General features: G+C 57.3%; 11 protein-coding genes. 5 read left to right on the forward strand and 6 right to left on the reverse strand.

The features are described 5' to 3' along the window. Window positions 1–48: 48 nt before the first annotated feature. On the reverse strand, window positions 49–1731 hold the full coding sequence (locus GFN93_RS12800) for a glutamine--tRNA ligase/YqeY domain fusion protein (protein WP_153501434.1): 1683 nt from the start codon (window positions 1729–1731) through the stop codon (window positions 49–51). Window positions 1732–1863: 132 nt separating this feature from the next. Here GFN93_RS12800 and GFN93_RS12805 point away from each other — a divergent pair, with 132 nt between their 5' ends. Genes GFN93_RS12805 through GFN93_RS12815 form a run of 3 tightly spaced genes read left to right on the forward strand, consistent with a single transcriptional unit; the run spans window position 1864 to window position 3694 of the window. Further along, on the forward strand, window positions 1864–2361 hold the full coding sequence (locus GFN93_RS12805) for a peptidylprolyl isomerase (RefSeq protein ID WP_153501435.1): 498 nt from the start codon (window positions 1864–1866) through the stop codon (window positions 2359–2361). Between the two features lie 5 nt (window positions 2362–2366). Beyond that, window positions 2367–2957 carry a peptidylprolyl isomerase gene (locus tag GFN93_RS12810; RefSeq protein ID WP_153501436.1) on the forward strand — a complete coding sequence of 197 codons (591 nt, stop codon included), beginning with the start codon at window positions 2367–2369 and terminating at the stop codon, window positions 2955–2957. Between the two features lie 5 nt (window positions 2958–2962). Next, entirely contained in the window at window positions 2963–3694 is a 732-nt protein-coding gene (locus GFN93_RS12815) for a UDP-2,3-diacylglucosamine diphosphatase (protein ID WP_153501437.1), read from the forward strand. A 148-nt stretch (window positions 3695–3842) separates the two neighbouring features. On the opposite strand, the gene miaE is transcribed toward GFN93_RS12815, so the two are convergent. Next, window positions 3843–4448 carry a tRNA-(ms[2]io[6]A)-hydroxylase gene (miaE, locus tag GFN93_RS12820; RefSeq protein WP_153502008.1) on the reverse strand — a complete coding sequence of 202 codons (606 nt, stop codon included), beginning with the start codon at window positions 4446–4448 and terminating at the stop codon, window positions 3843–3845. A gap of 120 nt (window positions 4449–4568) precedes the next feature. On the opposite strand from miaE, the gene GFN93_RS12825 reads away from it, so the two are divergent. Together GFN93_RS12825 and acnB are read left to right on the forward strand one after the other, a co-directional pair. Further along, window positions 4569–5477 (forward strand): lysophospholipid acyltransferase family protein, encoded by a 909-nt coding sequence (locus GFN93_RS12825; RefSeq protein WP_153501438.1) that lies wholly within the window; start codon window positions 4569–4571, stop codon window positions 5475–5477. A gap of 181 nt (window positions 5478–5658) precedes the next feature. Further along, window positions 5659–8259: a bifunctional aconitate hydratase 2/2-methylisocitrate dehydratase gene (gene acnB, locus GFN93_RS12830; protein ID WP_328594628.1), complete on the forward strand. Its 2601-nt coding sequence runs from the start codon at window positions 5659–5661 to the stop codon at window positions 8257–8259. 227 nt (window positions 8260–8486) lie between these two features. On the opposite strand, the gene GFN93_RS12835 is transcribed toward acnB, so the two are convergent. The 4 genes from GFN93_RS12835 to GFN93_RS12850 form a co-directional block, all read right to left on the reverse strand. Further along, window positions 8487–8921 (reverse strand): acyl-CoA thioesterase, encoded by a 435-nt coding sequence (locus GFN93_RS12835; RefSeq protein WP_153501439.1) that lies wholly within the window; start codon window positions 8919–8921, stop codon window positions 8487–8489. Beyond that, entirely contained in the window at window positions 8921–10078 is a 1158-nt protein-coding gene (locus GFN93_RS12840) for an iron-containing alcohol dehydrogenase (RefSeq protein WP_153501440.1), read from the reverse strand. The genes GFN93_RS12835 and GFN93_RS12840 overlap by 1 nt, the downstream gene beginning before the upstream one ends. A 200-nt stretch (window positions 10079–10278) precedes the next feature. Continuing rightward, window positions 10279–11877, reverse strand: coding sequence for an FAD-dependent oxidoreductase (locus tag GFN93_RS12845; protein ID WP_153501441.1), 1599 nt, complete (start codon window positions 11875–11877; stop codon window positions 10279–10281). 11 nt (window positions 11878–11888) lie between these two features. Beyond that, complete coding sequence (locus tag GFN93_RS12850) at window positions 11889–12485, reverse strand: transcriptional initiation protein Tat (protein ID WP_153501442.1); 597 nt, start codon at window positions 12483–12485, stop codon at window positions 11889–11891. Between the last annotated feature and the right edge of the window lie 27 nt (window positions 12486–12512).

Consider the following 12512-nt stretch of genomic DNA (forward strand, 5'->3'; position numbering starts at 1 on the left):
AAATCGCGCAGCTATTCACTATTCACTGCTAACTATTAACTGCTGTTATCAGTTGTCTTTCGGCCACGACTCTCGCAGCCCTACAGTCTGGTTAAATACCAGCATGTCTTCGCTGCTGCTCTTGTCCACGCAGAAGTAGCCCTCGCGCTCGAACTGGTAGCGAATCTCGGGCAGCACTCCGCGCAGGCCAGGCTCCACCCAGCAACCATTGAGCACTTTCAGAGACTCAGGGTTGATGTTGTCCTGGAAAGTCTGGCCCTCCTCCGTCTTGCCCGGATTAGCCACCGTGAACAAGCGGTCGTACAGACGCACCTCGCAGGGCAGGCCCTTACTGGCGCTGACCCAGTGAATAACACCGCGCAACTTGCCTTGCCCTTCGTCATTTTCCGGGTTCTTGCCAAGGGTTTCCGGATCATAGACACAGCGAACTTCAACCACCTCGCCTTTCTCGTCCTTGACCACATCGGTGGCCCGCACCACATAGCCATAGCGCAGGCGCACACGATCACCCAGCACCAGACGCTTGAACTTCTTGTTGGCCTCTTCGCGGAAGTCGTCCTGATCGATGAACACCTCACGGGTCATCGGGACCTGACGGGACCCCATGGTTTCATTCTGCGGATGCACCGGGGCAGTCAAGGACTCTTCCTTGCCCTCCTCCCAGTTCTCAATGACCAACCTGAGCGGATTCATCACACACATGGCCCGCGGGGCGTGCTGGTTCAGATCGTCACGAATGGCCGCCTCGAGCATGGCCATATCCACCACGGAATCCGCCCGGCTCACACCAACCGATTCACAGAAATGACGAATGGAGGCCGGGGTATAGCCGCGGCGACGCAGGCCGGAAATCGTCGGCATGCGAGGATCATCCCAGCCATCCACATGCCCTTCATCCACCAGTTGCTTCAGCTTGCGCTTGCTGGTCACGGTGTAGTTCAGGTTGAGACGAGCGAACTCGTACTGGCGCGGCGTCGCCCCCACAGAGGTATTCGCCACCACCCAGTCATAGAAAGGACGATGATCCTCAAACTCCAGGGTGCACAGGCTGTGGGTGATGCCTTCGATGGCATCGGACAGCGGGTGGGTGAAGTCGTACATGGGATAGATCACCCACTTGTCACCCGTCTGGTGGTGCACCTTTTTGCGAATCCGGTAGAGAATCGGGTCACGCAAGTTGATGTTGGGGCTTTGCATGTCGATTTTGGCACGCAAAACCGCCTCACCCTCGTCCATTTCATTGGCACGCATCTTCTCGAACAGTGCCAGATTCTCCTCAACGCTGCGCTCACGATAAGGACTTTCCTTGCCCGGGGTGGTGAAGTTGCCGCGGTACTCAGCGATCTGTTCCGGGCTCAGGCTGTCCACATAGGCCAGTCCTTTCTCGATGAGTTCCACCGCCAGCTCGTAGAGGCGATCGAAATAGTTGCTGGCAAAACGAACTTCGCCGGACCATTCAAAGCCGAGCCACTCCACATCCCGCTGAATGGACTGAATGTACTCGTCCTCTTCCTTTTCGGGGTTGGTGTCATCAAAACGCAGGTTGCAGGCGCCCTGATAGCTCTCGGCGATGCCGAAATTCAGACAAATGGACTTGGCGTGACCAATATGCAGGTAGCCATTGGGCTCAGGCGGAAAACGAGTCACCACCTGACCGTCATTTTTTCCTTCTGCAAGGTCGCGATCGATGATCTGTCTGATAAAATTGCTTGGCGCTTTGGTTTCGCTCATTGCCTTCGCCGGATACAGTGAAAATAAAGGTGCGCTAGTGTACAGTGCAGCCCCCTTCAGTCAAAGACTCCGGGCCTGCACATCGGCAATTTCCGCCATGGCTTACAAGCTCGACCAGTGGAGAAATACCCAATGAAAGTGGTGCTGAATACAACCTACGGCAAAATCACCCTGCAACTGGACGCAGAAAAAGCGCCTGTTACCACAGAAAACTTCGTGCAATACGTCAAGGACGGCCATTTTGACGGCACCATTTTCCACCGCGTGATCAGCAACTTCATGATCCAGGGCGGCGGTTTCACCGAAGACATGCAGCAGAAACCCACCCGCGCTCCGATTCAGAATGAAGCTGGCAACGGCCTGTCCAACAAGGTTGGCACCATTGCCATGGCCCGCACCCCGGACCCGCACTCGGCCTCTGCCCAGTTTTTCATCAATGTGGCCGATAACCACTTCCTGGACAAGGAACGCAGCCAGGACGGCTGGGGTTATGCTGTATTCGGTGCCGTTTCTGATGGCATGGACGTGGTCGAGAAAATCCGCGGTGTTGCCACTGGCAACTCCGGTTTCCACCAGGACGTGCCGGTTGAACCGGTGATGATCGAGTCTGCCGAGCTGATCGAGGAGTAAGCCTCATGCGCCTTGTCGTTGCCCTGATTGCCCTGCTTCCCGGCCTGCTGCTGGCCAATCCGGTTGTCCGCCTGGACACTACTGCCGGCCCGGTCACGGTGGAGCTGTTCGAAGACCAGGCCCCCAAAACCGTCGCCAACTTTCTCCAGTACGTGGACAGTGGCTTCTATAATGGCACCCAGTTTCACCGCGTGATCAAGGGGTTCATGATTCAGGGTGGTGGCTTCGACAAGGACGGGCAGCGCAAGGCTACCCAGCCCCCGATCCAGAATGAGGCGGACAACGGCCTGAGCAACAGCCGCGGCACCCTTGCCATGGCACGAACGGGCAATCCTCATTCAGCCACCGCACAGTTCTTTATCAACCTGGTGGATAACCGCAATCTTGACTTCACGGGCAAGAACCAGCGCGGCTGGGGCTACGCCGTCTTCGGCAAGGTCACTGAAGGCATGAACGTGGTCGACAACATTGCCCGCGAGCGCACCACCACCCAGCGCCTCAGCGGGATGATGGCCCGTGACGTGCCGGAAGTGCCGATCCTGATCATCAAGGCCTATCGCCTCGGTGAAGAGAACGAAGAACAGGAAGGCCAGTAATTACCATGGCGTACTCCCTGTTTATTTCCGATCTGCATCTGGATCCGGAGCGGCCCGAGCACCTCGACGCGCTCAAGGCCCTGCTGGCCGAGCATGCCGGCAAGGCTGATGCCCTTTATGTTCTGGGTGACCTCTTTGAAGCCTGGATTGGCGACGACGATGACACCCCGTTCAACCAGGCTACCATTGCTGCCTTCCGCCAATTCGCTGACAGTGGCAGCAAGCTCTACTTCATGCACGGTAACCGTGACTTCCTCCTGGGTGAGGGTTTCGCTACCGCCTGTGGTGGCACCCTGCTGGATGAAGGTACCGTGGTCGATCTCTACGGCACCCAAGCCCAGCTGATGCATGGCGACAGCCTGTGCACCCTGGATACCGAGTACCAACAGTTCCGCGCCATGGCACGTAGCCCCCAGTGGCAACAGGGCATGCTGTCCCAGCCACTGGAACAACGCCGCATGATCGCCCAGGGCATGCGCATGCAAAGCCAGGGAAAGAATGCCAACAAGGCGGAGAACATCATGGATGTAACGCCGGAAGAAGTGGTCAAGACCATGGAAGCCGCAGGCGTTCATCACCTGATCCACGGCCACACCCATCGCCCGGATGTACACGATGTCCCCTTGTCTGATGGCACCGGCAAGCGCTGGGTGCTGGGCGACTGGGGCAAGCTTGGCTGGCAGATTGTGGCGGATAGTGAGCGGGGGTTGCGGTTGGAGAGCTTTGAGATGAGTTAACAGTGAATAGTGAACAGTTAACAGCGTCGCGAGACAGGTTGTTTTGATCTTTAACGCATGAGGCTGCGCCCATACTCTGGACGCGGCCTCATGCGTTTATGAACATCCTGCGCTGAACGCGCGCTGTTCACTATTCACTGTTAACTGTTCACTGCCCTGGAACGCCGGAGTGAAACCGGAATTCCTCATCAGGCGACTCAATTAAATCCCGCTCCGTCTCCTTGAAAAACGCCACCCGCTCCTCAATCGACCCACCTGCGTATTGTTCCGCCAGGCGCAGGTAGTCCTCGTAATGGCGGGACTCGCTCTTGAGCAGATAGCTATAGTAGCGGCCCAGCTCCTCATCCACGTGGGGTGCCAGGGCGGCAAAGCGTTCGCAGCTACGCGCTTCAATCAACGCACCGACAATCAGCGTGTCCACCAGGCGTCCCGGCTCTGATGTTCTAACATGTTGCCGCAAACCCTGGGCATAGCGTGCCGGAGAAAGGTGATCATAGGTCACCCCGCGCTCGCGCATGATCTGGATGACCTGCTCAAAGTGGAGTAGCTCTTCCCGCGCCAACTGGCTCAACGCATCCAGCAGATCCGGCCGGTCAACGTAACGGAACATCAGGTTCAATGCCGTACTGGCCGCCTTCTTTTCACAGTGGGCATGGTCTATCAGCAGGATGTCCGGGTGCTGCAGCGCCCAGTCAATCCAGGCTTGCGGTGTCGGACAGGGAAGAAACTGCTGAATGTGGGAAATATCGTGCATGGCATCCTCTGGGTCGGCGCGCATTATAGCCATCGCAGCCTTCTTCGGCATCCCGGAACTTTCGCGGTTTTTACGGGCGGCATCTGGCGTCCTGCTTCAGGGCCCTTATACTCTCCTGCCATGGGAAGACGAACCAATCCAAGCATTCAGACCTTCAAGGGCCGCGCCGCCGTTTTCATGCTGCGCCTGATTGGCTGCCTGCCGTTTGTGCTTAATCGCTGGCTGGCAACACTGCTTGGCCACTTGATCGCACTGTTTCCATCCGAGGCGCGACGGGTATCAGAAATCAATCTGGCGCTCTGCTACCCCAACCTTGCCAACGATGAAAGGCGAAAGCTGGCCCGCCAGTCTCTGATCGAGAGCATCAAGAACACCTTTGAAATAGCCCTGTTCTGGTCTCGCCCGGCCAGCGGCATGACCCGCATTACGTCTGTGGATGGTGGCGAGGCCCTGCAGGCAGCGGTCGATGCGGGTCATCCCGTAATGATTCTGGCACCCCACCTGGGCTGCTGGGAGGTGCTCAACTTCTGGCTCGCCGACCGCTATGACCTGCATGTCATGTTTGCGCCTTCCGGGCTCCCGGAAGTGGATGACCTGGTCCGTCAGGGCCGGGAGCATTTTGGCTCCACCATGTACCCCACCACCGCCCGCGGAGTGGCCGGTCTGGTCAGGGCCATGCGTAAAGGTGCCATGACGGCTATTCTTCCGGATCAAGTACCTGATCGCCGCAGTGGACGCCATGCTGATTTTTTTGGCCACCCTGCCTATACCGGCACCCTGGCCTGCAAATTGATTCAACAAACCGGCGCCCGCCCATTCATGGCATGGGCTCGTCGCCTGCCGGGTACCCAGGGTTTTGAGCTGCGCTTCCGACCCGCCGATGAAGCCACCGCCGACCCGGACCTGGATACTTCCCTGCGCGCACTCAATCATTCCATTGCCAATCTGATTGACGAAGGCCCGGAGCAATACCTGTGGAGCTACAAACGCTTTCGCAGGCCCCCTGTCGGGCAACGCGCACCGTATTGAGCGGGCAAATGCGTACCTCAGGTGATTATGAGTATTCATCTCATGAATGGCTGGGGCCGCCGTTTTGCTTAACAGTTGATGTCGGATCCGCTATACTCCGCGCGCAATTCCAACCCCCAGTTACACCCTAAAAGACTGATTTCCAAAAGAAAGCAGCCAAATCGAGCAAGAGGGAAACGCTGTGCTAGAAGCCTATCGCAAACATGTTGAAGAGCGCGCTGCCGAAGGCGTGCCGCCGAAGCCGTTGAACGAGCAGCAGGTCGCTGACCTGGTTGAGCTGCTCAAGAACCCGCCGGCTGGTGAAGAAGAATTCATTCAGGATCTGTTCGTTAACCGCGTTCCGCCGGGCGTGGACCAGGCCGCTTACGTTAAAGCTGCTTTCCTGACCGCGATTGTGAAAGGCGACGCCAGCTCCCCCCTGATCGACAAGAAGCGTGCTGTTCAGCTGCTGGGCACCATGCAGGGTGGCTACAACGTCGCTCCGCTGGTCGATGCCCTGGATGATGCAGACCTCGCCGAAGAAGCTGGCGAGCAGCTCAAGCACACCCTGCTGGTTTTCGATGCGTTCCACGATGTGGAAGACAAGATGAAAGCCGGCAACGCCAAAGCCAAGGAAGTGATCGAGTCCTGGGCTGAAGCCGAGTGGTTCACTCAGCGTGAAGACCTGGCTGAGAAAATGTCCCTGACCGTATTCAAGGTCACCGGCGAAACCAACACCGACGACCTGTCTCCCGCACAGGACGCCTGGAGCCGCCCCGACATCCCCCTGCACGCCAACGCCATGCTGAAGAACGCCCGTGAAGGCATCTTCCCTGAGAAAGATGGCGAGATCGGTCCTCTGAAGCAGATGGAAGAACTGAAGGCCAAGGGCCTGCCGGTTGCCTACGTGGGCGACGTTGTGGGTACCGGTTCTTCCCGTAAGTCAGCTACCAACTCCGTACTGTGGCACTTCGGTGACGACATTCCGTTCGTACCGAACAAGCGTGCTGGCGGTATTTGTATCGGTGGCAAGATTGCTCCGATCTTCTTCAACACCATGGAAGATTCCGGCGCCCTGCCCTTCGAGTGCGACGTTTCCCAAATGGAAACCGGCGACCAGATCGACGTATACCCGTTTGCGGGCAAGGTTGAGAAAAACGGCGAAGTCATCGCTGAATTCGATCTGCGCTCCCAGGTACTGCTGGACGAAGTCCGCGCTGGCGGCCGTATCAACCTCATCATTGGCCGTGGACTGACCACCAAGGCGCGCGAAGCACTGGGCCTGGAGCCGAGCACTCTGTTCCGTAAGCCTGAGCAGCCCAATGATTCAGGCAAGGGCTTCACCCTCGCCCAGAAAATGGTTGGCAAGGCCTGTGGCATGGACGGCGTACGTCCTGGCACTTACTGCGAACCCAAGATGACCACCGTGGGTTCCCAGGACACCACCGGCCCGATGACCCGTGACGAACTGAAAGATCTGGCCTGTCTGGGCTTCCAGGCTGACCTGGTCATGCAGTCTTTCTGTCACACCGCCGCTTACCCCAAGCCGGTTGATGTTGAGACCCAGCACACCCTGCCTGATTTCATCATGAACCGTGGCGGTGTTTCCCTGCGTCCGGGTGATGGCATCATCCACTCCTGGCTGAACCGCATGCTGCTGCCTGACACCGTCGGTACCGGTGGTGACTCCCACACCCGCTTCCCCATGGGCATCTCCTTCCCGGCCGGTTCTGGTCTGGTTGCATTTGCTGCTGCCACCGGTGTGATGCCGCTGGATATGCCGGAATCCGTACTGGTTCGCTTCACGGGCAAGCGCCAGCCTGGCATTACCCTGCGTGATCTGGTACACGCCATTCCGCTGCAGGCCATCAAAGAAGGTCACCTGACCGTAGCGAAAGCGGGCAAGGTTAACGTATTCAACGGTCGAATCCTGGAAATCGAAGGTCTGGAAGAGCTGACCGTGGAACAGGCATTCGAACTGTCTGACGCCTCTGCAGAGCGTTCCGCTGCTGGCTGTACCATCACCTTGTCCGAAGACAGCGTGGCTGAGTACCTGAAGTCCAACATCACCATGCTGAAGTGGATGATTGCCAACGGTTACGGCGACGCCCGTACCATTGAGCGTCGTATCAATGGCATGGAAGAGTGGCTGGCCAGCCCGAGCCTGATGCGTGCTGACGCCGATGCCGAGTACCACACCGTCATCGAAATCAACATGGATGAGATCAAAGAGCCGGTACTGTGCTGCCCGAACGATCCGGACGATGCCAAGACCCTGTCCGACGTGGCTGGCGCCAAGATCGACGAAGTGTTCATCGGTTCCTGTATGACCAACATCGGTCACTTCCGCGCTGCCGGTAAACTCCTGCAGAAAGTGGAGAGCGGCACCATGCCGACCCGTCTGTGGATCGCTCCGCCGACCAAGATGGATCAGCACCAGCTGACCGAAGAAGGCTACTACAACATCTTCGGCAGCGCCGGTGCGCGTACCGAGATGCCGGGCTGCTCCCTGTGTATGGGTAACCAGGCTCGCATCGCGCCGAAGTCCACTGCGGTATCCACCTCCACCCGTAACTTCCCGAACCGTCTGGGTCAGGGTGCGGATGTGTACCTGGCGTCTGCCGAGCTGGCGTCCGTGGCTTCCATCCTTGGCAAACTGCCGAGCACGGAAGAGTACATGGAATACGCGAACACCATCGACTCCATGTCCACTGAAATCTACCGTTACCTGAACTTCGACAAGCTGCCGGAGTACCAGGAAGTGGCAGACAGCGTGAAGATCCCGGTTGCCCAGTCTGTCTAAGACCTGGTAATCGCTTCACCACAAAAAAGCCCGGCTTATGCCGGGCTTTTTTGTGGGCCACTCCGCGGCAGCTGCGCGCATCATACGACCTTCCAAGACCATCGTTTCGAGTTTCGAAGAGCAAAAAACTCTGCGCCTTCGCTCTCAACCATTATCATCGAGGAACTGCATTGATTCTTTGTTTTGCCTTTCGAGACTCGTCACTCGAAACCCGCAGCACGTCGTAACTACGATTCCAGTACTGCCAATGCTTTCCTGAGCCGCTCTGGTATGGGAACGGGTCTTCCACTTTCACGATTTACAAATACATGCACCACAAAACCGGTCGCCTTTGCCAAGCCGGTTTCTCCGAACAGAGCCAGGCCGTAACGCACGGAACTGCTGCCCAGCTTGTCTACCTTCATTCCGATAACCAGCTTGTCCGGATAAGCCGCCGCTTCCAGATAGTCACACCCAGAGCTGACCACATAGGCAATATGCTCGCCCTCGTGAATATCCAGCCCACCTTCATCAATAAGGTAACGATTGATGGTGGAGTCGAAGTAGCTGTAATACACCACGTTGTTGATGTGACCGTAGATATCATTGTCACGCCAACGGGTATCCACAGGGCAAAGATAGCCGTACTCCTCTCGTTGCGGACGCGGGGCCTTATCACTCATTAAAAGACTGCCTTGTAGATAGCGAGAGCATCCGCCTCGCTGACTTCTCTTGGATTGTTCACCAGCAATCGCTGCTGCAGCATGGCGTCAGAGGCCAGGGTTTCCAGACTGTCTTCAGTCACACCGGCATCGCGCAACCGTGTGGGCAACCCAACATCCCTGATTAACTTTTCCAACGCAGCGATCAGCACCCCTGCTCCATCCTCATGGTCGGCAAACGGGCGGTCACTCAAAATAGGGGCCAGCTGCGCATACAGCGGCGCGGCATCACGGGCATTGAAACGAAGCACCTCTGGAAGCACCAGGGAATTACTCAGGCCATGGGGTATGTGGAAGTGGCCACCCAGTGGATAGGCCAGAGCATGAACGGCTGCCACAGGAGCATTGGCAAACGCCTGCCCTGCCATCATGGCGCCCAGCAAACAGGCCTCCCTGGCTGCCAGATTGCTGCCCTCATTCACTGCAGTGACGAGATTACAGCCCAGCAACCGAAGCGCTTCGCGGGCCAGCATGTCGGAGTAAGGATTTTTCTTGTGGGCGCTGGTATAAGCCTCAATGGCATGCACCATGGCATCCACACCTGTAGCGGCCGTCACATGAGCTGGCAATCCCAGGGTGAGCTCCGCATCCAGAACAGCGAGATCGGGTAATAACGAAGGAGCAACCACACCCGCTTTGGTGGTTTCACCGGTGGTGACAATCGCAACTGGCGTTACCTCTGAGCCCGTACCCGCCGTTGTCGGCACCTGCACCAGTGGCAAGCGAGGGCCGGTTGCCAGCCCGACGCCATAAATATCAGCCAGCTTCTGGGTGGCAGCGGGGTGAGCCAGCAACGCCACCAATTTGGCAACATCCATGGATGAGCCTCCACCGAACCCGATCACCAGGTTCGCGCCCACCTCTTTGGCCTGGGCGGCGGCATCCAGCACGATGCGATCTGCCGGGTCTGCACTCACCTGATCAAACACACTAAGCGGCAAACCTTCGTCCTGAAAGCGCTGTTCCACTGGGCCCAGCAACGGGGTGCTACGAATACCGGGGTCAGTCACCAGCATGACGTGGCTGGCACCCAGCTCCCTGCAAAGCTGAGGGAGCCGGCCCGCGGCACCCGCCTCCACCAGTACACGGTGGGTAGTGGCAAATTCAAAACCTGACATGCTGCAATCTCCAAGGTCACTAGCCACTGATGCTATCACAGCCACAGGAGGCAAATGACGCCATCATGGATGCCAATTGAGACAAATATCAGGACGAAAAAGCAGGACAGCATCGCGAGTTTCACGCTACGAAAAGCGGCTCCAGGACAGGCAAGGAGCCGCGGCATTTTCGCTTCAAGGATCAGGCGCCAGGCAGCAAATCAACTGATGAAATAGTTACTGGCGTTATTATTGATCTGGTCACTTACATACTTTGCCAACGCATGCACTGTCCACTGGATAGGCGCACTCATGGACTCAGGTAGCAGACTGGCATCGGCCACGAACAATCCGGGAGTGTCGTGCATCTCACCCGTAGGAGAAACCACTGATTCATAGGGATCCGCCCCCATGCGACAAGTACCGTGGGGTGAGAAGCTGTTAGACCGGAAGGTATACATGCCCTTGATGCCGTAATCCACCTTGTCCATTTTCTCATCCAGCTCAAAAACGGAGTTGGCTTGAAGGCTCTGGAACGTGGGCAAATATACTTTTTCAGCACCACCTGAAAAGAAGATGCGTGCTGCCAGCGCGGCAGACGCCTTCATGTTCTCGAACTCTTCCCGGCTGGGATTGTAATGAATGGTCTTGCTGCCGCTGTAGGCATCACCATCCCACTTCACGTAACCGTTGCCGAGATCCTTGCTGAAGGCATTCACACCCGCGTAGTACTTGTAGTCCTTCATGAATTCAATATGAGCCTGGCCTGCTTTCATGTCCCCCTGAGCCAGAAGGGACTCCGGTTCCGCCAGACCGGAGAAAATGGTGTAGCCATCAGTGTGAGTAAACTCATCGACCTGCACTCCCACCAGCGCCCCACGGAATCCATACAAGGGCTCCTTGAACTTGCCAAGTACCTGGGTGAAAGGCTGGATCGCCAGATTGCGTCCCAGCTGACCGCTGCGATCAGGCACCTGGCTACGCTGCAGAATCAAAGGGGTGTGGATACCACCCGCTGCCAGGACCACCATGTCAGCATCAACGTTCATGTCAGCAACATGGGCACCGCTATCCGGATCAACAATTCGGGCCTCAACACCACGGGCACGACCATCAAGGGTTTTAACCCTGATGACTTCGGTGTCAGAAAAGATACGAGCCCCATAGGCCGAAGCCCAGGGGAGATGGGTAACCAGCGAACTCATCTTGCGATCAGAGGGACAGCCCGCCAGGCAATGGCCAGTCAAGGCACACTGTTTGACGTTGCGCTGTGCCGGTTTCCAGGAAAACTGCATTTTCTCACAGCCCTGAATCACCTTGTGTGCACAGGCATTGATCTCGTGGGCTTCGTTGGTGTGAATCTGCAATTCTTCCGCCACCTTATCCAGGTATGGGCGGAATTTTTCAGCCGACAGCGCGTCGAGGCCGTACTTCTCAGCCCAGCCATCCAGCACCTTGTCTCCGGGCTCCTCCATTACGCAGGCGCCAACCACGGTGGAGCCGCCAACACAGGCACCCTGCACAAAAATGATGTCTGCCGTCGTGTTCACCTGACCCACCTGATCCTGATAGATCTTGGTCATGGTGTCACCCAGGTGCTCAGTGAACTCTGAACTCGGGTAGTATCGGCCAGACTCAAGAACAAGCACATCCCGACCGGCCTTGGCCATCTCATAGGCCACCATGGAGCCGGCAGCACCGGAGCCCACGACCACTACATCAGTTTTCAGCGTAAACCGCTTGCCGAGGCTAGGGTCCAGAGCCACATCCTTGGCCTGGGTGACCGGAACCCCGTCTCTTGGTACACGTACAAAAGCCATAATTCCCCCTGTCAGGCTCTCGGCAACGGCGCATTTCCGAGGCGACGAACACCCCAGGTTTCAGTCACGGGGCCATGGTATTCAAGGCCCGGCCAGGTACGCTCATCCCGCCAGTAATTCAGTGCAATCAAGGCCTTGAGGGTCGTCATCAGTCCACGCTCAAAAAAAGCCCCCTCCTGCATGGCATTCACATATTCGAGCGCTTTTGCATCGGACAAGGAGGTGAACTTCTTGAACTTGAAACTCATCATCGGGCGATTATTGAACACCCAGATGCCCAGCCCAAGCAGCTCACGAGTCTGCTCAGGAAAACGTTGGGCCATGATGTCGATATTCTTGACGGTGGGCACTACCGTAGTGCTTGAGGGCAAGCCATAGCGCTCTGTAGGCAACATGATCTCAGTCAACCGGGTAATTACGTCGACTTCATCAGGCTTGAGGCTGTAGTACTGCAGCGTTTCCGGAGCATCCTTACGCCCGAAAAGGCTGGCACAGCCGCTGGTAAGTGCGGCGCCGGCTAGGACGGAGGCACGCAAAAAGCCGCGACGGCTGAGCGGCTCGAGACCGGCCAAATGGCCGGGCAAGGGCGCACGGTTGTTATTCTTCATCAACACCCTCTCCTGGGCAGGCCTCTG

Source organism: Alcanivorax sediminis, assembly GCF_009601165.1.
Taxonomy (GTDB): Bacteria; Pseudomonadota; Gammaproteobacteria; order Pseudomonadales; family Alcanivoracaceae; genus Alcanivorax; species Alcanivorax sediminis.

What these genes read in the sequence shown, in the direction of transcription:
- GFN93_RS12800 (WP_153501434.1), bottom strand. Translation starts at nt 1,731, where the DNA reads ATGAGCGAAACCAAAGCGCCAAGCAATTTTATCAGACAGATCATCGAT.
- GFN93_RS12805 (WP_153501435.1), top strand. Translation starts at nt 1,864, where the DNA reads ATGAAAGTGGTGCTGAATACAACCTACGGCAAAATCACCCTGCAACTG.
- GFN93_RS12810 (WP_153501436.1), top strand. Translation starts at nt 2,367, where the DNA reads ATGCGCCTTGTCGTTGCCCTGATTGCCCTGCTTCCCGGCCTGCTGCTG.
- GFN93_RS12815 (WP_153501437.1), top strand. Translation starts at nt 2,963, where the DNA reads ATGGCGTACTCCCTGTTTATTTCCGATCTGCATCTGGATCCGGAGCGG.
- miaE (WP_153502008.1), bottom strand. Translation starts at nt 4,448, where the DNA reads ATGCACGATATTTCCCACATTCAGCAGTTTCTTCCCTGTCCGACACCG.
- GFN93_RS12825 (WP_153501438.1), top strand. Translation starts at nt 4,569, where the DNA reads ATGGGAAGACGAACCAATCCAAGCATTCAGACCTTCAAGGGCCGCGCC.
- GFN93_RS12835 (WP_153501439.1), bottom strand. Translation starts at nt 8,921, where the DNA reads ATGAGTGATAAGGCCCCGCGTCCGCAACGAGAGGAGTACGGCTATCTT.
- GFN93_RS12840 (WP_153501440.1), bottom strand. Translation starts at nt 10,078, where the DNA reads ATGTCAGGTTTTGAATTTGCCACTACCCACCGTGTACTGGTGGAGGCG.
- GFN93_RS12845 (WP_153501441.1), bottom strand. Translation starts at nt 11,877, where the DNA reads ATGGCTTTTGTACGTGTACCAAGAGACGGGGTTCCGGTCACCCAGGCC.
- GFN93_RS12850 (WP_153501442.1), bottom strand. Translation starts at nt 12,485, where the DNA reads ATGAAGAATAACAACCGTGCGCCCTTGCCCGGCCATTTGGCCGGTCTC.